The organism is Enemella dayhoffiae (assembly GCF_002250625.1).
GTDB lineage: Bacteria > Actinomycetota > Actinomycetes > Propionibacteriales > Propionibacteriaceae > Enemella > Enemella dayhoffiae.
Genome location: NZ_NMVQ01000034.1, coordinates 73,265 through 93,673, shown reverse-complemented (window position 1 = coordinate 93,673; position 20,409 = coordinate 73,265). Strand labels below are relative to the sequence as shown.

Below are 20,409 nucleotides of genomic sequence, written 5' to 3'. Positions count from 1 at the left end.
GTGCTGGTCTGACTAACTACGGTCGAGGCGGGGGAGCAGGACCTCGCGATAGAGCAGCAGCAGCGCGGCCGCGGTGGGGATGGCGATCAGGGCGCCGACGATGCCGAGCAGCACACCACCGGCCAGCGCCACGACGATCACCACGGCGCCCGGCACGTCGACCGAGCGCTTCATCACCCGCGGCTGGATGAAATAGGCCTCCAGCTGCTGATAGAGCAGATAGTAGCCGATCGTGACCAGCGCCTGGACCGGGCCGAGCACGGAGAATGCGACCAGCGCGACCAGGATCATCGAGATGTTGGTACCGATCAGCGGGATGAACGCGAACAGCGCGGTCAGCACGGCAAGGGCCAGGGCGTACTTCCCCAGTCCGAGGATGTTCATGAAGATGAACGCGCAGGTGCCCGAGCACAGCACCACCACGAACATGCCGCTCAGATAGCCGCCGATCCGGCGGAACATCTCATCGGCCAGATAGCGCACCCGGGGCCGTTGCGAGGCCGGCGCGAGCCGATAGATGGTGTCCTTGATCGACGGCAGGGAGGCCAGGAAGTACAGCGTCAGCACCAGGGTCACCACGATCGAGAACACCGCGTTCGCGACCACCTTGCCCGCGCCCAGCAGCCCGCCGAGCACGTTGTTGACCAGGTTCTCCCCGGACAGGAACTTGGTCACCTTGTCGATCACACCGAAGCGCTGGTCGAGCGTGTTGATCTGCTGGTTCTCGCGCAGTCCGCGCAGGTACGCCGGGGCGTTGGTGGCCAACTGGGTCACCTGCTCGGTGAACACCGGGAGCACGGCGATGCCGATCAGGACGATCCCACCGAGGGCGAAGAGGGCGACCACGAACACGCCGATCCCGCGCCGCAGTCCGCGGCGGTTCATCAGCTCGACCACCGGGTTGAGACCCAGCGCGAGATAGAGCGAGACCAGCACCAGCACCAGGATCGACTGGACCTGCCCGAGCATGTTGGCCAGGGCCACCGCGACCAGTGCGCCCAGGGTGCCGAAGAAGCCGATCGCGAACGGGGACATCCGAGCCAGCCGGAAGCCGCGGTCGGTCTCCTCCATCGGCACCAGCGGGGGCGGTTCCGTGGCCGGTTCGGGCTCGGGGCGACGCGGCCCCTCCACCGCGGAGCGGGCCCTTCGGGTCAGCCGAAGGATCCAGCCGCGGCGGCCGTGCTGACCGGTCGGCTCCGGTGTCGAGGTTTCCGGCGGCGGCGCCGGATCAGCGGGTTGGTCGGTCATCGACGCCCGTTGTCGGCCGGTCCTGGGCCGGTACGCCCCTGAGGGCCCGGTTTCTGACCGGTTCCGGGCTGCGCAGCCGGCCCGGAGGGGCTGGCCTGCCCCGGCTTCGACGCCTTGGGCGAATTCGCTGTCTGGGCAGGTTTTGGTGCCTGGCCCGCGGACCGCTGCTGGGCCGGCGCCTGCCCCTCACGTCCTGACGCAGGCTGCTGACCGCCTGCGCCGGGCCGGTTCTGCTGATTCTGCGGTGGCTGGTTCTGCTGCGGTCGATTCTGCTGCGGTCGGGGCTGGTTCTGCCGGGGCGGCGCGGTCGGCGACTGGGCCGAACGGGGTACGCCCGAGGTGCCGCCCGGAGGCTGGGTCGGGGTCTGCACCGGGGGCTGGTCGACGTCGGGCAGGTCGGGCCGGGGAGGCTCGGCCATCGTCTGCCCGGCCATCGCGGACAGGCTGTTCAGCTGCGCCAGGATCGATTCCTTGCGCTGCAGCAACCGCTCGTTCTCCCGGTTCAGCTCCTCGGCCCGCCAGGCCGCCTTCTGCTCGGTCTTCTGCAGCAACTCCGCCGCGCGCTGGCGTACGCCCGCCAGGTGCGCGTCGCCCTCGCGGGCCGCCTGGATGCGTACCCGCTCCGCCTCGGCCAGGGACTCGGTGCGGACCCGGGTGGCGTGCTCGATCTCGGTGCTGAGCAGGCGCTGGGCCTCCTCGTGCTGACGGGTGCTCTCGGCCAGCAGCTGCTGGGTACGCTGGCTGGCCTCCTCGTGCTCACTGGCCAGTCGGGCCAGCAACTGGTCCCGCTCCGTGGCGGAGGCCGCTCGCTGCTGGGCGGCCTCCCGCTCGGCCGTCTGGCGGATCGAGGCGGCCTCCCGGCGCGCGGCCTCCAGCATCGCCCCGGACTTGCGCTGGGCCTCGCGGACGACCGCCTCGGCGTGCTGCTGGGCGCCGATGACGAGCTTTTCACCCTCGGCCCGGGCCATGCTCACCTGTTCGCCCACCTGACGTTCCAGGTTGGCGCGCAGGGTGCGCAGCTCGCCGATCGAGGTCATCCGCAGATCCTCGGCCTCGCGCTCGCTCAACTCGCGCGAGCGCTGGCCTTCCCGGCGGGCCTGCTCCTTGATCCGCTCGGCGTCACCGTGCGCGCGGTCGACCAGCTCCTTGGCCTGCACCTGGGCGATCCGCAGGATCTCGGTGGCGTGCCCACCCAGGTGGGTGTAGTCGGCGTCCTCGGGACGCGGCTCGGGGCGATTGGCGAGCTCGCGCACCTCGGACTGCAGTTGGGCCACCTGTTCGCGCAGTTTTGCCCGCTGCCCCTCAAGATTGAGCACGTATTCGTCGACGGCCTCGCGGTGGTACCCCCGCATCTGGGTGGGGAAGTGCCCCGCCGCACTGGCCGCGCTGTCGAACAGGCTCAGTCCCGACTCGTCGCTCACGATTCCTCCTCCTGGCGAGCTGGCCGACCTCAACGGGGAAAACCCTACCCGGCTGGTCGAGCAGGATCAGGCGTGACGTGCCGGTTCCACCAGCTCGAGCAAGACACCCCCGGCGTCCTTGGGGTGCACGAAGTTGATCCGGGAGTCCGCGGTCCCGCGGCGCGGTTGGTCATAGAGCAGGCGTACGCCCCGCTCACGCAGGGTCGCCGACACCTGATCCAGGTCGCGAACGCGATAGGCCAGCTGCTGCAGGCCAGGCCCGGAGCGGGCCAGGAACTTGCCGATCGCCGAGTCCTCCCGCAGCGGCGCGAGCAGTTGGATCTGGGCGTTCTCGGGGCCCTGCTCGCCGGTGCCGATCATCGCCTCCTCGACACCCTGCTCCTCGTTGGTCTCACGGTGCAGCAGCCGCCAGCCGAACGTCTCGGTGTGGAACCGGATCGCCTCGTCCAGGTCGGGGACGGCCAGGCCGACGTGGTCGATGCAGACGAACAGATCAGTCATCTTCTCCATGGCACAACACTTTCACGGAGCCCGTGCCGGCACAGCGCTAGGGTGGAGGGTGAATCCGAGTTGTCGGGAAGATTACAGGTGGCGGGCGAGGGCGCCCGGGAGGAGCGTTGAGCATGGGATCGGTCATCGTCGGGGGCGCGCGTACGCCCATGGGCAAGTTCTCCGGTGCGCTGAAGTCGCTCAGCGGGGTCGAGCTCGGTGGGATCGCCATCGCCGGGGCCCTGGAGAAGGCCGGGGTCAAGCCCGAACAGGTCGACTATGTGGTGCTCGGCCAGGTGCTGCAGGCCGGCGAGGGGCAGATGCCGTCACGCCAGGCCGCGATCAGGGCCGGCATCCCGATGGACGTGCCGGCGATGAGCATCAACAAGGTGTGCCTGTCCGGGCTCAACGCCATCGCCCTGGCCGACCAGCTGATCCGCGCCGGCGAGTGCGAGGTGGTGGTCGCCGGCGGCATGGAGTCGATGACCAACGCTCCGCACCTGCTGCCCAAGTCCCGCGAGGGCATCAAGTATGGCGACGCCGTGCTCCGCGACCACCTCGCCCACGACGGGCTCTGGGACGCCATCACCGACCAGTCCATGGGTGCGCTGACCGACAAGGTCAACGCCGAGGGGGAGTTCAACTTCACCCGCGAAGAGATGGACGCCTTCGGGGCCCGCTCCCACCAGCGCGCCGCGGCCGCCAGGGACAAGTTGGCCGAGGAGATCGTCGAGGTCCGGATCCCGCAGCGCAAGGGTGATGACGTCGTGGTCGACGCCGACGAGGGGATTCGTGGTGACACCACCGCCGAGGGGCTGGCCCGGCTGCGGCCCGCCTTCGGCAAGGACGGCGCCATCACGGCCGGTTCCTCCTCGCCGATCTCCGACGGCGCCTGCGCCGTCGTGGTGATGAGCCGGGAGAAGGCCGAGGAGCTGGGCTGCGAGATCCTGGCTGAGATCGGCGCGCACGGCATGGTCGCCGGGCCCGACTCCTCGCTGCAGCTGCAGCCGTCGCGGGCGATCATGGCGGCCGCCAAGAAGGAGGGGGTGGACCCGGCCGGGTTCGACCTCTATGAGGTGAACGAGGCGTTCTCCGCGGTCGGCCTGTCCTGCGGCCGCGACCTCGGCCTGAGCGACCAGCAGGTCGACGAGCGGGTCAACGTCAACGGCGGCGCGATCGCGCTGGGGCACCCGATCGGCATGTCCGGGGCGCGGATCGTGCTCACCCTGGCCAACGAGCTGAAGCGCCGTGGCGGTGGCACCGGGGTTGCGGCCCTGTGCGGTGGCGGCGGTCAGGGCGACGCCCTCATCATCAAGGTCCCGCAGGCGTGACCGACGCCTCCTCCCGGGTGGCCGAGCTGGTCGAGGCCGCCCGGGCCGGGCGGGTCCGGGCGATCGCCCGGCTGATCACTCTGGTCGAGAACAACGCGCCGGAGCTGCCGGAGGCGCTGCGGCTGATGGCTGGCTCGACCGGTCACGCCCACGTGATCGGTCTCACCGGCTCGCCCGGGGTGGGCAAGTCGACCACCACCACCGCCCTGGTGGGGGCGTACCGGGCACAGGGGTTGCGGGTCGGCGTCCTCGCCGTCGACCCCAGCTCGCCGTTCTCCGGAGGTGCAGTGCTGGGCGACCGGGTGCGGATGCAGAAGCACTCCACCGACGCGGGCGTCTACATCCGCTCGATGGCCTCCCGTGGCCACCTCGGTGGACTGTCCACTGCCGCCCCGCAGGCGCTGCGGGTGTTCGATCTGGCCGGTTTCGACGTGGTGCTGGTCGAGACCGTCGGCGTGGGCCAGTCGGAGGTGGAGATCGCCGCCACCGCCGACACCACCCTGGTGCTGCTCGCGCCCGGGATGGGGGACGGGATCCAGGCCGCCAAGGCGGGGATCCTCGAGATCGGCGACCTCTTCGTGGTCAACAAGGCCGATCGCGACGGCGCGCAGAACCTGATCCGTGAGCTGCGCACGATGATCGCGATGGACGACCACTCCGACGGCTGGAAGCCGCCGATCGTGAAGACCGTGGCCAACGTCGGTGAAGGGATCGCCGACGTGGTGCAGCAGATCGCGGCCCACCGCAGTCAGGGTGAGGAATCCGGCCGGTGGTCCGAGCGACGGCTGGCCCGTTCCCGGGCCGAGATCGAGGCGCTGGCCCTGGCGAGCGTACGCCGACGCTTCCTGAATGGGGGACGCGAGGGACTGGACGAGTTGGCGACCGCGGTCCGCGACGGTGACCTGGACCCGTACGCCGCAGCGGGCCGGCTGCTGGAGCAGGTCACCGGCGCCTGAACGCGGGGATGCCGCTCGGGTCACGATCCAGGCGCACCGGCGTGCCCTCACCGCCCCCGAGGCGCCCCTGCGGTAGAAAGGGGCACCGGGGTCGCGGTCCTTCCCCATCAACGCGGCCACAGACGGAGGGTTTATGTCTGGCTGGATCAAGAAGGTCCTGTGGTTCCTGGTGATCGGCTTCTGCCTGTTCTATCTGGTGACCCGGCCGGAGGATGCCGCGCACGCGGTCCGCGGATTCGTCGGAGCCTTCGAATCGCTGTTCCGCTTCTTCGGCACCCTGGCCAAGTGAGGCGGCGGTGGCGATCCCGGGCCTGGGTCGGTTCTTCGACCCGCAGGTCGAGCGACATCTGATCGCAGATCAGGGCGAGATCATCGTCGACGAGGTCCGTCGGCATCCGATGGCGATCCTGCGTCCGGTGCTCGGTCTGTTCGGCTGCATCGCTCTGTTCGTCTCCATGCCCTATCTGGGGCGGGCGTGGTGGGTCACCTGCGTGCTCGGCCTGGCGCTGTTCGGCTATTGCCTGTGGCGGATCCACTCCGAACACATGGACCGGTTCGTGATCACCAACATGCGCGTGTTCCGGGTGCACGGGGTGTTCTCCCAGCACACCGCAACCATGCCGATGCAGCGGATCCTCGACATCGCGGTGCACAAGCCGTTCATCGGCCGGATCTTCAACTACGGCCACTTCATCTTCGAGTCCGCGGCCCAGGACCAGGGGCTGCGCGACATCCGCTATGTCGGGCGCCCCGATGAGCGCGACCTGACCATCCAGCGCGTGATCCAGCGCTCCGGCGCCCGCAAGAGCTTCAGCAACGTCGGGGGTGAGGGCTGGTGAGCCGGGCGGCGCTCCCGTTCGACCCGATCGAGCGGGGCGCGCGGCTGTGGGAGAAGGCCTATCCGGAGACCTCGCGGATGCACGCGGCCACCTCGCTGATGCGGGTGCACCAGCTGCTGCTCACCGAGTTGGACGAGGTGGTGCGGCCGTTCGGGCTGACCTTCGCCCGCTATGAGGTGCTGGTGCTGCTGTCGTTCTCCCGGACCGGTTCGCTGCCGCTGGGCAAGATCGGGGAGCGGTTGCAGGTGCACGCCACCTCGGTCACCCCGTTGGTCAAGCGCCTCGACGCGGCCGGGTTGATCGAGCGACGCCCGCACCCCGACGATGGCCGGGCGGTGCTGGCCAGCCTCACCGATGCCGGCCGCGAGGTGCTGGAGCAGGCGACCGCGGCCGTGGTGGCCGCCCAGTTCGGGCTGGGGTCGATCACCGAGGAACAGTGCGACGAACTGAGCCACATCCTCGCCGCCGCGCGTTCGGCCGCCGGCGATTTCTGAACAGGTGAGCCGAATGCGGATCCTCACCGTCAGTGACTCCGACTCCTATCTGAAATGGGTGGTGAGCACCTTCGAGGACGCTCCGGCCGACTGGCGGGTGCGGCATCTGGTGCTGGAGAACGTGATCGCGCCGTCCCCGGCCCAGGTGGCGGCGGTGCAGGGCGGCTATCCGATCCAGCGGGGGAGCGTACGCCGTCTGCTCGCCCTGGCCGCCGAGCGGCCCGAGGTGATCGTGCTCGCCTGCACCGGGCCGGCGCTGGAGGTGGCTCTCTCGGTGCTGGCCGCCGGTGGCGCGCTGCGGCCGCACCCGGGCCGGCCGCGGCCGGTGCTGGTCGGTGGTCTGCCCGGGATCTCCTATCCCGCCAACGATCTGGCGATCCGCCATCGTCGTCACCTGGACCTGATGCTGCTGCACTCGCACCGGGAGATGGCCGCCTACGCCGAGGTGGTCCAGCGGTTGCGGGCCGCGGGGGAGAGCGGGCCCGAGCTGGCGCTGGCCACGTTGCCCTATCTGCGTGAGGTGGCGGTCGGGCGGGGTGGCTCCGACGTGGTGTTCGCGGCGCAATCCCTGGTGCCGGCGCTGCGGGAGGATCGGGTGCGGGTGCTCGACGCCCTCGCCGCGGTCCCGCCGGAGCTCAACCCTGTCGTGAAAATCCGGGCCGTTGGCGGGGAACGCCAGGCGCACAACGAGGCGTACCCGTATGCCGAGCTGTGGCAGCAGCGCCCGCGGGCGGGGCGCCGTGAGGTCGAGTTCCGGGCGGGGCGGATGGCCGATGCCCTGGCTGAGGCGTACGGTTTCGCCACCGTCTCCTCCACGGCGGCGATCGAGGCCATTGCTGCCCGCGTCCCCTTGCTGATCCTCGGTGACTTCGGGGTGGGGGCGGAGCAGATCAACCAAGTGTTCGCCGACTCCGGCCTGGTCGGCGACCTCGACGATCTGCGGACGGCGAGCTTTCGCCACCCGGAGCCGGATTGGCTGCAGCAGAACTATTTGCACGATCCCAGCGAGAACACCTGGCGGGGTCGGCTGGCGGCACTGGTGGCGACCCGGGAGGAGTTGCCGCCAGTCCGGTTCCGCGGCTTCGGCTCGGTGCCCAGACGGACTCGGCGATTCCTCAGGCTCGTCCCTCGCCGACCTGGTTGACGATCTCGGCGTTCTCCGGTCGGGCGGCCAGCACCCGTTCGCACAGCTCGCGGACCGCGCCCTCGCCGCCGCGATGGTGCAGCACCACCCGGGCGACGCCGCGCACCGTGGTGTGCGCGTCGGCCACGGCGACCGGCCACCCCACCAGCCGCATCGGGCCCAGGTCGTTCACGTCGTTGCCCAGATAGGCGATCCGCTCCAGCGGGACCCCGTTCTGCTCGGCCCAGCTGCGCACCGCCGTGGTCTTGTCGTCCACCGCCTGCAGCACCTCGACCCCCAGCTTTCTCGCGCGGGCCGTGACGACCGGATTTCTTTCCCTGGAAAGGATCAACATCGGTACGTCGGCCCGGCGCAGGAAGGACACGCCCATCCCGTCGGAGCGGGACACCCGGACCAGCTCGCGGCCGTCCTGGTCGATGTAGGCGGTGTCGGGGGTGTGCACCCCGTCGAAGTCGGTGATCACCGCGTCCACGTCGATGCCGATCCCCGCCTCGTCGGCCGGTGCCCGGTCGAGCACCCCGGCGAAGGCGTCGGCGAGCGCCAGCTCCTCGGCGGTGTCGATCTCCAGCGAGGCCAGTTCGGACACCTTGACCACTGCGGTACGTCCGAAGAACCGGTGCCGGGCCCGGCGGAATCCCTCGGTACGCATCACATAGAAGGCGCCGGTCTCGCGATAGTCGGGGCGCCGATCCTGGCGGCGCGGCCGGAACGAGGCGTCGTGGTTCTGCCCGACCATGGTGCCGCTGCCGGGATCGGTGCCGGTGTCGGCGTCGCGCCACAGGAAGTCGTAGGTTTCCACACCGGAGAAGGCGGAATCGGCCTTTCCGCTGTTGACCAGCTCGACCGCGGTGTCCAGATCCCGGCCGGAGATGAACGGGCTGGTGCACTGCACGAAGGCGAGCACCTGGGCGTCGATCCCGCGGTCGGCGACCTCGTCGAGGGCGTGCAGCAGGGCCGACTCGCTGCTGGCGGTGTTTCCGGAGAGGTCGGCCGGGCGGCGGATGATCTCGGCGCCCGCATCACTCGCCACGGCAGCGATCCGGTCGTCATCGGTGCTGACGAAGATCTCGTCGATGCGTCGGGCGGCCCGGCAGGCGCGGACGGCGCGGGCGACCAGGGGGATGCCGCCGATGCTGCGCAGGTTCTTGCCGGGCACGCCGACCGAACCGCCGCGGGCAGGGATGATGGCGACCACACTCATGGGTCCCGATCCTAGTGAGGTGTGGGCGCGGCCGAGGGTCGGCGCACCGGGCGTACGCCGATCGCGGAGTCAGCGCAGGGAGTCGTCGGTGAACTCGGCCCGGTTGCCGCCCTGCTCCTCCTTGGCCCGCAGCTCGACCCGGCGGATCTTGCCGGAGACGGTCTTGGGCAGCTCGGTGAACTCGAGCTTGCGGATTCGCTGGAAGGGGGCGAGTCGTTCCCGGGCGAAGGCGAGGATCGACAGTGCCGTCTCCTCGGTGGGCTCGTGACCCGCCGCGAGCTGGACGTAGGCCTTCGGGACGGCCAGGCGTACGGGATCGGGGGCCGGCACGATGGCCGACTCGGCCACCGCGGGATGCTCGATCAGCACCGACTCGAGCTCGAACGGGCTGATCTTGTAGTCGGAGGCCTTGAACACGTCGTCGGTGCGGCCGATGAAGGTGATGTAGCCGTCGGCGTCGCGGGCCGCCACGTCACCGGTGTGATAGAAGCCGTCGGCCAGCGCCTCCTCGTTGCGTTCGAGGTCCCCCACGTAGCCCTTCATCAACGACACCGGGTGCTGTGACAGGTCGAGGCAGAGTTCGCCCTCGCCGGCCCCTTCGACCAACTCCCCGGAGGCGGGATCCACCAGCACCGAAGGGATTCCGGGCAGGGCCCGTCCCATCGAGCCGGGGCGGACCGGCTGGCCGGGGGTGTTCGCCACCTGGGCCGTGGTCTCGGTCTGCCCGAACCCGTCACGCACCGTCAGCCCCCAGCGCTGCTCGACCTGGCTGATCACCTCGGGGTTGAGCGGTTCACCGGCGGCGAGCGCCTCGCGCAGGGCCCGGGGGCGATCACCGAGGTCGGCCTTGATCAGCATCCGCCACACGGTGGGCGGGGCACAGAAGCTGGTGACGGCGTGCTGGTCGAGCAGCCGCGGCAGGGTGTTCGCGTCGAGCCGGGTGTAGTTGAACACCAGGGCAGTCGCCTCGGCGATCCAGGGCGCGAAGAAGTTGGACCAGGCGTGCTTGGCCCAACCCGGCGCGGAGATGTTGAGGTGAACATCACCCGGCTGCAGGCCGAGCCAGTACATCGTGGACAGGTGGCCGAGCGGATAGGACACCTGCGTGTGCTCGACCAGCTTGGGGCGATTGGTGGTGCCCGAGGTGAAGTAGAGCAGCAGCCGATCGCCCGGTGCGGTGTCCGGGTGCGGGACCGGGCTCTCATCGCCCTGCCGCGAGTCGGCGTACGCCTGACAACCGTCCGCCTCGCTGGTGCAGATCCGCAGCAGCTGCTCGGCCAGGCCGTCGAATTTCTCGACGTCGCCGGGATTGCAGATGATCGCACGCACCTCGGCCCGCTCCAGCCGGTCGGCCAGGTCGGCGCGGCCCAGGGCCGTGGTCGTGGGCAGCACGACCGCGCCCAGCTTGAACACCGCGAGCATCACCTCCCACAGCTCGACCTGGTTGCCCAGCATCACCAGCACCGCGTCGCCGCGGCGTACGCCCAGTTCCGTCAGCCAGTGCGCGACCTGGTTGGAGCGCCGGGCCAGGTCGGCGAAGCTGACCGAGGCGGCGGACAGGTCCTGCTCGACGATGGTCAGGGCGGTCGCGTCGTTGTCGACGGCGATCCTGTCGAACCAGTCGTGGGCCCAGTTGAAGCGCGGGCCCAGGTCGGGCCAACGGAACTCGGCAGCGGCCCGTTGGTGATCTGCGCGCAACCGCAGCAGCAGGTCTCGCGCTTCCCGACAGGCGGTGGTGGGATCGGTGCTGACGTCGTTGTCGCTCACGGATTCATCCTGACACGGGAGGGCCGTCGCGGTCTGCCGTGTGGCCGGATTTAGTAGGGTGTCCTACTATTTTCCCAGGGGTGCGCATTGCAGCGGCGTCCCGCACACTGGACGTGAGAGCGCACGGCTGTTCAACCGACGGAGGCAGTGATGGCTGACAACACCGGACACGACCGCTGGCTCGCGGCCTGGCAGCAGGCCGTCGACACCGGCAAGGTGCGCGACGCGGACTTCACCACGTTGTCGGGTCTGGAGCTCGAGCCCGTCTACGGGCCGGCCGACGAGGCCGCCGATGAGCGGATGGAGCGGATCGGCTGGCCGGGGGAATATCCGTTCACCCGCGGCCTGTACGCCACCGGCTATCGCGGGCGGCCGTGGACGATCCGGCAGTTCGCCGGCTTCGGCAACGCCCAGCAGACCAACGAGCGCTACAAGATGATCCTCGGCGCCGGCGGTGGCGGGCTCTCGGTCGCGTTCGACATGCCGACGCTGATGGGGCGCGATTCGGACGACCCGCGCTCGCTGGGCGAGGTGGGGCACTGCGGGGTGGCGATCGATTCGGCGGCCGACATGGAGGTGCTGTTCGACTCGATCGACCTGGAGCAGGTCACCACCTCGATGACCATCTCCGGGCCGGCGGTACCGGTGTTCTGCATGTACCTGGTGGCGGCCGAGCGGCAGGGCCGGGACATCTCGAAGCTGAACGGCACCCTGCAGACCGACATCTACAAGGAATACATCGCCCAGAAGGAGTGGCTGTTCGCCCCCGAGCCGCACCTGCGGTTGATCGGCGACCTGATGGAGTACACCTCGCGCGACATCCCGGCGTACAAGCCGTTGTCGGTCTCGGGCTATCACATCCGCGAGGCCGGGGCGACGGCCGCTCAGGAGCTCGCGTTCACCCTGGCCGACGGGTTCGGCTATGTGGAGCTGGGGCTGTCGCGCGGGCTGGACGTGGACGTGTTCGCGCCCGGGTTGAGCTTCTTCTTTGACGCGCACATCGACTTCTTCGAGGAGATCGCCAAGTTCCGCGCGGCGCGGCGGATCTGGGCGCGCTGGATGCGGGACCACTTCGGCGCGAAGACGGCCAAGGCGCAGTGGTTGCGGTTCCACACCCAGACCGCCGGGGTGTCGCTGACCGCCCAGCAGCCGTACAACAACGTGGTGCGCACCGCGTTGGAGGCGTTGAGCGCGGTGCTCGGTGGGACGAACTCGTTGCACACCAACGCCCTGGACGAGACCCTGGCGCTGCCGAGCGAGCGAGCGGCCGAGATCGCGTTGCGCACCCAGCAGGTGATCGCCGAGGAGACCGGGGTGGTCAACGTGGCCGATCCGCTGGGCGGTTCCTGGTATGTGGAGGACCTCACCGACCGGATGGAGGCCGAGGCGGAGAAGATCTTCGCGCAGATCCTCAAGCTGGGGGAGCAGGCGGTGCCGGACGGTCAGCACGCGGTCGGTCCGATCACCTCCGGTCTGCTGCGTGGGATCGAGGAGGGCTGGTTCACCGCCGAGATCGCCGACTCGGCGTTCATCCACCAGACCCTGCTGGAAAAGGGCGAGAAGCGGATCGTCGGCGTCAACTGCCACACCTCGTCGGTGACCGGCGACCTGGAGATCCTGCGGGTATCGCACGAGGTGGAGCGGGAGCAGGTGCGCACGCTCACCGAGCGGCGCAGCAACCGCGACCAGGCCCGGGTCGACGCGGCTCTGCAACGAATGCTGGGCGCCGCCCGCGGTAGCGAGAACATGATCGAGCCGATGCTCGAGGCGGTCCGCGCCGAGGCCACCCTCGGCGAGATCTGCGGCGTCCTGCGCACCGAATGGGGCGAATACACCGAACCCGCCAACTTCTGAACCCATACGATCCGTCGAAGCCCTACGCTGGCTGAGCCTGTCGAAGCCGTATGGTGGCTGAGCGTGTCGAAGCCTGCTGATTGTGGTCACCTCCGGTGGTTGCGGCGGAAAGGGCGTCCCGCCCACCTCGCTGGTGGTCTGGGTTTGTGCTGCCGCCGGTCTGGTCTTCAGCTCGGTACGCCCGACCACGCCCCGACGCCCTTTCCGCCTCCACCACCTCAGCGCCCAACGTCCAGTTTCCAGGCCTGCGGTGGCTGAGCTTGTCGAAGCCACCCGCCGTGGAACATTGGCTGAGCGAGCTTGTGAATCGAAGTCTCTCGGGAGGGCTGTGACTGGAGTGGCCAAAGTTTCTCAAACTTTTTTCGTGCACACAGGCGTTTCGGGCCGTTTTCGGGGTCGGACTGTCAGACCCGGCTGATGTACTTGGTTCATGAGCACAGCAGCCGACACCCCCACGGTGATCACCGCGGTGTCGATGCTGCCCGAGCTCGACAACCTCGCCCTCCTCACCGACGAAGAAATTCTCGCACTCCTCGATCGCGCGGATGCGATGGCCGCGGCTGTCGCGGCCGGGCGTGCCAGGGTGATCGCCGAGACCACGAAGCGCGAAGCGGCCGAGCGAGTGCACCTGGTGTCGACGGCCACGTTCCTGACCCGGCAGCATCGCCACAGCAGTCGCGAAGCCAGCCGGATCGTGAAGCAGGCAACGACCCTGCACAGCCGGTTCCCTCTGATCGCCGACGCCGCGTGCGCAGGACTGCTGTCGGACAGCCAGGTCCGCGGAATCCTCAACGGGCTTCAGGAGCTGCCCGACACCCTTGCCACCGCGGAGTTGGATCGGGCCCAGGAGTTGATGGTCGGGTTCGCCGCCGACTTCGCCCCCGATGACCTGCGCAAACTGTCCCTGCACGTGCGCCAGACGATTGATCCCGAGGGAACCGAGGTGGCTGAGGCGGCGCGGTTGGAGGCGGAGCGTCTGCTGGCCGAGAAGAACCGGCGGCTGTCGTTGGCGCCGGATCATCACGGCTCCTACCTTCTGACCGGCAAACTCCCCCTTGCTGATGGTGAAGAGTTGGCTGCGTTGTTGAAGGCGCACGAGTCGGCGCTGTGGCGAGAGGTCACGGGAACCGATGCGGTCCCGCCGACCCGGGCGCAGCTGCGGGCGGATGCGTTGATGATTCTCGTCCGCCGGGCCGCGAAGGTCGGAGACGCCCCAAAGAATGGTGGCGATCGTCCCCGGATCTCTGTGCTCGTTGACCTGGACACGTTGCGTACCGGTCTGGGGACGGCGCAGGTGTCGTGTGGGGAGCACCTGTCGGCGACCGAGCTGCGCCGGCTGGCGTGCGATGCCGACATTCTCCCGGTGGTGATGAACGGCAAGGGGGTGCCGATGGAGGTCGGTACGCCGCAGCGGCTGGTCACCCCCGAAATCCGTGCCGCCCTCGTCGCCCGCGACAAAGGCTGTGTGTTCCCCGGCTGTACGCACCCGCCCGAGGACTGCGAAGCCCACCACCTCCAACCGTGGTGGGCGTACGGGCCGACGAAACTGTGGAACCTGGTGCTGCTGTGCCCGCATCATCACCGCCAGGTCGAACCCGCCCGCGACCGGCCCTGGAACGCCGACAACCCCGACCGCTGGGCCATCCGCCTCGACCCCGACGGCCTCCCGTTCGTGATCCCACCGACGTGTTTCAACGCAGACCGCACACCACGCCGTCATGCCCGCTTCCGAATACCCCGACCTGGTTGACAATCCCGTCGACGTGAAGATCCGTGGCAAGTTCCCCTCGACACGGTCGGCATCGCTCCGCGAGCTCCGCATGCCGACCTACTCGGGGAACGTACAGGGGCTTCGACTCGCAAGCTCGCTCAGCCAACGTGGGGACGGGACGTTGGGCGCTGAGGTGGTGGAGGCGGAAAGGGCGTCGGGGCGTGGTCGGGCGTACCGAGCTGAAGACCAGACCGGCGGCAGCGGAAACCCGACCCGCCAGCGAGGTGGGCGGGACGCCCTTTCCGCCGCCACCACCGGAGGTGACCACAACCAGCAGGCTTCGGCTCAGCCAGCGTGGGGCTTCGACAGGCTCAGCCAGCGTGGGTGGCTTCGACAGGCTCAGCCAACGTCCTGGGCGGGCCTCGACAGGCTCAGCCACCGAGAGGGCTCAGCTGCCGCGTGGAGACCCCGGGGAACCCTTAGAGTGCCTGCGTGAACCCAGCAGCGGCCCCGCAGCGCCGTGACCACGTCGTGGTCGTCGGCGGCACGACCACGGCCCTGCGGCTGGTTGAGGAGCTGGAGCGGGCGGGCGAGCAGGTGCAGGCGCTGGTGTTGAACACCCCGGGCTCCGATCCGGGCGTGGTCGCCGACATGGCCGAGCTGGGTGCTGAGGCGTACCCGGTCACGCAGGTGCGCGAGGCGGAGCTGCGTCAGGTCGGCGTCGAGCGCGCCCGGTGCGTGGTCGTCCTCGGTTTCGACGACGTGTTCTGCACCCGGGTGGCGCTGCTGGTCGAGGAGCTGAACCCGGGCGTACGCCTGGTGCTCGAGCTGTCCAACCCCAACTTCCGCGAACGGCTGTCCAACCTGCTGGGGGAGTGCGTGGTGCTCTCTTCGGCCCAGCTCGCCGCGCCCGCCTTCGTCGCCGCCGGCGTGTCCGCCGGTGAGGTGCAGACCTTCGAGCTGGGGGGACGGATGGTGTCCGCCGGACCGCGCGCACGCGTCGGCGGGGAGTTGCTCGCGGTCCTCGGCGACTCCGACCGCCCCGGTATCGAGGCCGTGCTGCCCGACGACGGTGACCTGGTGCTCGGCACCAGCAGCCTGGGCCGCGACCGCGCCCCGCGCCGGGTGCGCACCGCCGGGCTGGTCGGCGCCGTCGGCTCGGTGTTCGACCGGCGGCTGCGCTGGGTGCTGCTCGGACTGCTCACCCTGATGGTGATCTCGGTCGTCTACTTCCGCGTCGTCGGCGAGGTGACCTGGGTGCTGGCGATGTACCTCGCGCTGTCCGCGTCCACCCTGACGGGGATCGGTGACACCGAGCTGCCGCTGGCGGCGCGCTTCGGCGGGGTGATCATCCAGCTGCTCGGGCTGGTTCTCTCCTCCGGCATCACCGCGGTTGTCGTCGACGCGTTGATCAAGCTGCGGATCAGCGACCTGACCGGCGGCGTCCGCGGAAAGCCGCATCATCACGCCGTCGTGTGCGGCCTGGGCCGGATCGGCACCTCGGTGCTGGAACACCTGCACCAACAGGGAATCCCGGTGGTCGGCATCGAACAGCGCGAGGACCGACCCGGGGTGCTGCGGGCCCGCCGACTGAAGATCCCGGTGATAATCGCCGAGGCGACCGACACCCCCGCACTGGAGCAGGCGGGTATCGACACCGCCGACGCCGTGCTCGCCGTCACCGACTCCGATGCGGTCAACCTCGAGATCGCGCTGGTCGCCAAGCAGGCCCAGCCCGACGTGCGGGTGGTGACCCGGCTGTTCGATCACGACCTGGCCTATCGGGTGGAACGACGCCTCGACCTCGGGCCGACCCGCTCGGTGTCGATGCTCGCGGCCCCCGCGTTCGCCGCCGCTGCCATGGGCCGCCGCCGCGAGGTGGTTTATCCGGTCGGTCGTCGCGTCCTGCTGTTCACCGAGCTGGAGGTGAAGGCCGGCTCGGCCGCCTCGCACGGCATCGCGATCTCCGAGCTGGTGCGCCCCGGCGCGGTTCGGGTTCTTGCGGTACGCCGCGGAGACGCGGACTGGGCCTGGCATCCGGCCGCCGCCACCATCGTGCAGACAGGGGACCGGATCGCCGTGGCCGCCACCCGCGACGGGCTCGGCGGGCTGCTGCTGCGGATCAAGCGCCCCGGCGAGCTGCCCCCGGAACCCGTGTCCAGCCAGGGAATTCTCTGAGTTCAGTCGGCGTCCTTGGAGCGCAGTTCCGCGGTGTCGTCGCGCGCCTCCTCGGGGGTGAACTCCACCTCGCCGCGGGCGTACGCCGCCTCGCGGATCGCCCGGCCCTCGGCGATCAGCTGCTCGCGCTTCTCCCGCTGCTTCTCGCTCGCCTTCGTGTCCCGCGGTGGCAGTTGCAGCGACTCCTCCGCGTGGATCCCGGCCTGCAACTGGCGGGAACGCTCCAACTCCGAGTCGATCTCGGCGCCCATCACCAGCGCACAGTTGGTGATCCACAACCACAGCAGGAAGACGATGATGCCGCCGAGCGCGCCATAGCTCTTGTTGTAGGAAGCGAAGTTTCCAACGTAGAGACCGAACGCCAGCGAGAGCAGGATCCACACCAGCAACGCCACCAGGGCGCCCACGCTGAGCCAGCGAAACTTCGGCTGCCGCACGTTGGGGGTGAAGTAGTAGAGCACCGCCACGAGGATCACCGCGAGCAGCAGCAGCAACGGCCACTTGACGATGTTGAACACCTGACGCCCGAGCACCCCCAACCCGATCAGCCAGGTGAACCGCTCGGCGACCGGCCCGGACACCACCAGACCGACCAGCAGGACCGCGGCGAGCACCAGCACCACCACGGTGATCACCAACTGCTGCAGGCGCAGCTTGACCAGGCCGCGGCCCTCGTCGACCTCATAGACGCGGTTCATCATCCGGGAAAAGGCGCCGACATAGCCCGAGGCCGACCACAGGGCGCCGAGCAGACCGGCCACGAAGGTGATCCCCGAGGCCCGGGAGGTGGCCATGCTGGTCAGCGGACCGCGCGCCTGGTCGACCAGCTCGCGGGGAGCGACCGCCGCGAGCAGCTGCAGCACGGTGTCCACGGTCTGCGCGGCCTGTCCGACCAGACCGAGCAGGGAGAACACGGCCAGCAGTCCGGGGAAGATGGCCAGCACTCCGTAGTAGGTCAACGCCGCCGCCAGGTCGGTGCCCTGGTCCCGGAAGAATTCGCTGAACGCGTTCTTGGCGGTGAGCCGCCACCCTCGGCGCCGCAACTGGTGCGGGTGGGCGGGCTTGCGCGGATCATCCGGGTCTGGGGTGTCGGCCTTGGCCGCAGCGGTTCCCTCTGTCACCAAACCAGTTTGTCACCACTTCGGCGGAGCGGGGGTAGGACCGGGCCGATCAGCCGTTGAGCGCCTGCTCCACCACCGACTTCGCCTCGGCCTGCACCTGGGCCAGGTGCTCCGACCCGGTCAGCGACTCGGCATAGATCTTGTACTTGTCCTCGGTGCCCGAGGGCCGGGCGGCGAACCAGGCGTTCTCGGTGCACACCTTGAGGCCACCGATCTTGGCGCCGTTGCCGGGCGCCTCGGTGAGGATCTGGGTGATCGGCTCCCCGGCCAGCTCCTTGGCGCTGACGTCACTGGGGGACAACGCGGCCAGCCGCGCCTTCTGCTCCCGGTCGGCCTCGGCGTCGATCCGGGCGTACGCCGACGCCCCGTGCCGACGTTCGATGTCGGCGTACCGCTCGCTCGGTGACGACCCGGTGACCGCCCTGATCTCGCTGGCCAGCAGGGCCAGCAGGATGCCGTCCTTGTCGGTGGTCCACGTCTTCCCGGCCAGCGTCAGGAAGGATGCCCCGGCGGATTCCTCACCACCGAAGCCGATCTCGCCCGACTGCAGTCCCGGCACGAACCACTTGAAACCGACCGGCACCTCGACCAGTCGACGCCCCAGCTCGGCGGCCACCTTGTCGATCAGGCTGGAGGACACCAGCGTCTTGCCCACCCCGGCCTCGGCCGGCCACCGGTCGCGATGGCTGAACAGATACTCGATCGCGACCGCCAGATAGGAGTTCGGGTTCATCAGCCCGTAGTCGGGGGTGACGATGCCGTGCCGGTCCGAGTCGGCGTCGTTGCCGGTGGCGATGTCGTAGGCGTCCTTGTTGTGGATCAGGCTGGCCATCGCATCCGGGGAGGAGCAGTCCATCCGGATCTTGCCGTCGGTGTCGAGGGTCATGAACGCGAACCGCGGGTCAACCCGCGGGTTCACCACGGTCAGATCGAGCCCGAGGTGCTCGGCGATGTGGCCCCAGTATTCGACCGACGCCCCACCCATCGGGTCGGCACCGATGTGTACGCCGGCCTCGCGGATCGCGTCGAGGTCGAGCGCGTTCTGCAGGTCGGTGCAGTACGCCCCCAGGTAGTCGAAGGTTTCCACCTCGGCGTACGCCTGCTCGAACGACCGGCGCCTGATCGCGCCCGGGTCGGCCAGCAGCTCGTTGGCCCGATCAGCGATCCAGCCGGTCGCGTCGGAGCCGGCCGGGCCACCGTGCGGCGGGTTGTACTTGAATCCGCCGTCCCGCGGCGGGTTGTGCGAGGGGGTGACCACGATCCCGTCGGCCTTTCCGCCCCGGCCGGAAACGTTGTGCACGATGATCGCCCGCGACACCGCTGGGGTGGGGGTGAACTGGTCCTCGCGCTCGGCGCGGACCGCGACCCCGTTGCCGACCAGCACCTCGATCGCCGTCCGCCAGGCCGGGTCGGACAGGGCGTGGGTGTCCTTGCCCAGGTACAGCGGCCCGTCGATGCCCTGACCGGAGCGGTATTCGACGATCGCCTGAGTGGTGGCGGCGATGTGCGCCTCGTTGAATTTCGTGTCCAGACTGGCACCCCGGTGACCGGAGGTGCCGAAGACCACCCGCTGGTCCGGATCGTCCGGGTCGGGGGTCAGGTCATAGTAGGCGGCGAGGACGGCGTCGACATCGATCAGGTCCTCAGCAAGGGCGGGCGTGCCAGCGCGATCGTGTGCCATGGCACGATCCTAGGACTTCGTGGTTGCTGCAAGAATAGGCCCCATGACTGCTGCGAGTTTCAACCGTCCCGGTGCCGTCGACCTGTCCGGGCTCAAGGCCAGGGCCGCCGCGCCGGCTTCGGCCGGCGGGGCCGGCGGGGGACCGGGCGGGGCATACGTGACCGACGTGAACGACATCGCCGAGTTCGAGGGTGTGCTGCGCAAGTCCCTGCAACACCCGGTGGTGGTGGAGTTCCACAGCCCGCGTGCCCAGGGCGCCGGCCAGCTGTCGGCCGATCTGGCCTCCCTGGCCGACGAATACGCCGGGAAGTTCCTGCTGGTGCGGGTCGACGCGACGGCAGCCCCGGACATCGCCCAGGCGCTCGGCGTACAGGCCGTGCCGACCGTCGTGGCGGTGATCGGCGGACAGCTGGCCCCGTTGTTCCAGGGCGTGCAGCCCAAAGAGAACGTGCGCAAGGTGCTCGACCAGGTGCTGCAGGCGGCCGCCGCCAACGGGGTGATGGGCAAGGCCGACCCGGTCGGTCAGCCCGCCGGAGCGGCCGAGGACGAGCAGCCCGCCGCCGATCCGCGCTTCGCCGCCGCCGACGCGGCCCTGGAACGGGGTGACTTCGCCGCAGCCCGCGACGAGTTCGACAAGGTGCTCACCGCCACCCCGAACGACGCCGAGGCGCTCGCCGGTCGCGCGCAGGCCGGGCTGCTGGACCGCTCCTCGAAGCTGGACGGTTCCGAGGTGGTGCGCGCGGACGCCGAGCCGAGCAACGTCGAGGCCCAGCTGGCCGCCGCCGACGCAGAGCTGGTTGGGGGCAACTCCGAGGCCGCCTTCGCCCGGTTGGTGGACGCGGTCCGGGTCACCTCGGGTGACGAGCGGGAAACCGTACGCCTGCGGCTGCTCGAGCTGTTCGAGACCCTCGGCAACTCGGATCCGACGGTGCTGAAGTATCGGCGCAAGCTGGCCACCGCGCTGTTCTGAGGGC

The 20,409-nt window shown here is 69.7% G+C and carries 17 protein-coding genes; 10 read left to right on the top strand and 7 right to left on the bottom strand.

What is annotated here, in order from left to right; genetic code table 11:
- Positions 1 to 12: 12 nt before the first annotated feature.
- The 3 genes from CGZ93_RS13090 to mce form a co-directional block, all read right to left on the bottom strand.
- Positions 13 to 1,248 (bottom strand): AI-2E family transporter, encoded by a 1,236-nt coding sequence (locus tag CGZ93_RS13090; protein ID WP_094364602.1) that lies wholly within the window; start codon positions 1,246 to 1,248, stop codon positions 13 to 15.
- A complete protein-coding gene (locus CGZ93_RS19000; protein ID WP_094364601.1) occupies positions 1,245 to 2,669 on the bottom strand; it encodes a coiled-coil domain-containing protein in 1,425 nt (474 codons plus the stop codon). Before CGZ93_RS19000 ends, CGZ93_RS13090 begins: the two co-directional genes overlap by 4 nt.
- A gap of 66 nt (positions 2,670 to 2,735) precedes the next feature.
- Positions 2,736 to 3,179, bottom strand: a complete 444-nt coding sequence (gene mce, locus CGZ93_RS13080) for a methylmalonyl-CoA epimerase (RefSeq protein WP_094364600.1) — start codon at positions 3,177 to 3,179, stop codon at positions 2,736 to 2,738.
- A gap of 113 nt (positions 3,180 to 3,292) precedes the next feature.
- Between mce and CGZ93_RS13075 the strand changes: the two genes are divergently transcribed.
- From CGZ93_RS13075 to CGZ93_RS13055, 6 genes are all read left to right on the top strand, one after another.
- Positions 3,293 to 4,489 (top strand): acetyl-CoA C-acetyltransferase, encoded by a 1,197-nt coding sequence (locus tag CGZ93_RS13075; RefSeq protein ID WP_094364599.1) that lies wholly within the window; start codon positions 3,293 to 3,295, stop codon positions 4,487 to 4,489.
- Positions 4,486 to 5,445, top strand: a complete 960-nt coding sequence (meaB, locus tag CGZ93_RS13070) for a methylmalonyl Co-A mutase-associated GTPase MeaB (RefSeq protein WP_094364598.1) — start codon at positions 4,486 to 4,488, stop codon at positions 5,443 to 5,445. Before CGZ93_RS13075 ends, meaB begins: the two co-directional genes overlap by 4 nt.
- A 133-nt stretch (positions 5,446 to 5,578) precedes the next feature.
- Positions 5,579 to 5,734 (top strand): hypothetical protein, encoded by a 156-nt coding sequence (locus CGZ93_RS18995; RefSeq protein WP_171195584.1) that lies wholly within the window; start codon positions 5,579 to 5,581, stop codon positions 5,732 to 5,734.
- A 7-nt stretch (positions 5,735 to 5,741) separates the two neighbouring features.
- The gene (locus tag CGZ93_RS13065; RefSeq protein ID WP_324252448.1) at positions 5,742 to 6,284 is read left to right on the top strand and encodes a PH domain-containing protein; all 543 of its coding nucleotides are present in this window, start codon (positions 5,742 to 5,744) and stop codon (positions 6,282 to 6,284) included.
- Positions 6,281 to 6,778, top strand: coding sequence for a MarR family winged helix-turn-helix transcriptional regulator (locus CGZ93_RS13060; protein ID WP_229117434.1), 498 nt, complete (start codon positions 6,281 to 6,283; stop codon positions 6,776 to 6,778). The genes CGZ93_RS13065 and CGZ93_RS13060 overlap by 4 nt, the downstream gene beginning before the upstream one ends.
- 13 nt (positions 6,779 to 6,791) lie before the next feature.
- Positions 6,792 to 7,922: a DUF6716 putative glycosyltransferase gene (locus CGZ93_RS13055; RefSeq protein WP_094364597.1), complete on the top strand. Its 1,131-nt coding sequence runs from the start codon at positions 6,792 to 6,794 to the stop codon at positions 7,920 to 7,922.
- On the opposite strand, the gene CGZ93_RS13050 is transcribed toward CGZ93_RS13055, so the two are convergent.
- Positions 7,894 to 9,123 carry an acylneuraminate cytidylyltransferase gene (locus CGZ93_RS13050; RefSeq protein WP_094364596.1) on the bottom strand — a complete coding sequence of 410 codons (1,230 nt, stop codon included), beginning with the start codon at positions 9,121 to 9,123 and terminating at the stop codon, positions 7,894 to 7,896. The genes CGZ93_RS13055 and CGZ93_RS13050 overlap by 29 nt on opposite strands.
- A 69-nt stretch (positions 9,124 to 9,192) precedes the next feature.
- Positions 9,193 to 10,890: an AMP-binding protein gene (locus CGZ93_RS13045; protein WP_094364595.1), complete on the bottom strand. Its 1,698-nt coding sequence runs from the start codon at positions 10,888 to 10,890 to the stop codon at positions 9,193 to 9,195.
- A gap of 150 nt (positions 10,891 to 11,040) precedes the next feature.
- On the opposite strand from CGZ93_RS13045, the gene CGZ93_RS13040 reads away from it, so the two are divergent.
- The 3 genes from CGZ93_RS13040 to CGZ93_RS13030 all read left to right on the top strand — a co-directional run bounded on the left by CGZ93_RS13040 (position 11,041) and on the right by CGZ93_RS13030 (position 16,633).
- Positions 11,041 to 12,744, top strand: coding sequence for an acyl-CoA mutase large subunit family protein (locus CGZ93_RS13040; protein WP_094364594.1), 1,704 nt, complete (start codon positions 11,041 to 11,043; stop codon positions 12,742 to 12,744).
- 430 nt (positions 12,745 to 13,174) lie between these two features.
- A complete protein-coding gene (locus tag CGZ93_RS13035) occupies positions 13,175 to 14,494 on the top strand; it encodes an HNH endonuclease signature motif containing protein (RefSeq protein ID WP_094364593.1) in 1,320 nt (439 codons plus the stop codon).
- Between the two features lie 453 nt (positions 14,495 to 14,947).
- A complete protein-coding gene (locus CGZ93_RS13030; RefSeq protein ID WP_094364592.1) occupies positions 14,948 to 16,633 on the top strand; it encodes an NAD(P)-binding protein in 1,686 nt (561 codons plus the stop codon).
- Positions 16,634 to 16,635: 2 nt separating this feature from the next.
- Here the strand turns inward: CGZ93_RS13030 and CGZ93_RS13025 are convergent, their stop codons facing one another.
- Both CGZ93_RS13025 and pgm read right to left on the bottom strand, forming a co-directional pair.
- Complete coding sequence (locus CGZ93_RS13025) at positions 16,636 to 17,754, bottom strand: YihY/virulence factor BrkB family protein (protein WP_229117433.1); 1,119 nt, start codon at positions 17,752 to 17,754, stop codon at positions 16,636 to 16,638.
- 49 nt (positions 17,755 to 17,803) lie between these two features.
- Positions 17,804 to 19,435 carry a phosphoglucomutase (alpha-D-glucose-1,6-bisphosphate-dependent) gene (gene pgm, locus CGZ93_RS13020; RefSeq protein WP_094364590.1) on the bottom strand — a complete coding sequence of 544 codons (1,632 nt, stop codon included), beginning with the start codon at positions 19,433 to 19,435 and terminating at the stop codon, positions 17,804 to 17,806.
- Between the two features lie 43 nt (positions 19,436 to 19,478).
- Here pgm and CGZ93_RS13015 point away from each other — a divergent pair, with 43 nt between their 5' ends.
- On the top strand, positions 19,479 to 20,405 hold the full coding sequence (locus tag CGZ93_RS13015) for a tetratricopeptide repeat protein (protein ID WP_094364589.1): 927 nt from the start codon (positions 19,479 to 19,481) through the stop codon (positions 20,403 to 20,405).
- The last annotated feature ends 4 nt before the right edge of the window (positions 20,406 to 20,409 follow it).

Coding starts and splice junctions, on each gene's coding strand:
- CGZ93_RS13090 (WP_094364602.1), bottom strand. CDS start 1,248: ATGACCGACCAACCCGCTGATCCGGCGCCGCCGCCGGAAACCTCGACA.
- mce (WP_094364600.1), bottom strand. CDS start 3,179: ATGGAGAAGATGACTGATCTGTTCGTCTGCATCGACCACGTCGGCCTG.
- CGZ93_RS13075 (WP_094364599.1), top strand. CDS start 3,293: ATGGGATCGGTCATCGTCGGGGGCGCGCGTACGCCCATGGGCAAGTTC.
- CGZ93_RS18995 (WP_171195584.1), top strand. CDS start 5,579: ATGTCTGGCTGGATCAAGAAGGTCCTGTGGTTCCTGGTGATCGGCTTC.
- CGZ93_RS13055 (WP_094364597.1), top strand. CDS start 6,792: ATGCGGATCCTCACCGTCAGTGACTCCGACTCCTATCTGAAATGGGTG.
- CGZ93_RS13050 (WP_094364596.1), bottom strand. CDS start 9,123: ATGAGTGTGGTCGCCATCATCCCTGCCCGCGGCGGTTCGGTCGGCGTG.
- CGZ93_RS13040 (WP_094364594.1), top strand. CDS start 11,041: ATGGCTGACAACACCGGACACGACCGCTGGCTCGCGGCCTGGCAGCAG.
- CGZ93_RS13035 (WP_094364593.1), top strand. CDS start 13,175: ATGAGCACAGCAGCCGACACCCCCACGGTGATCACCGCGGTGTCGATG.
- pgm (WP_094364590.1), bottom strand. CDS start 19,435: ATGGCACACGATCGCGCTGGCACGCCCGCCCTTGCTGAGGACCTGATC.
- CGZ93_RS13015 (WP_094364589.1), top strand. CDS start 19,479: ATGACTGCTGCGAGTTTCAACCGTCCCGGTGCCGTCGACCTGTCCGGG.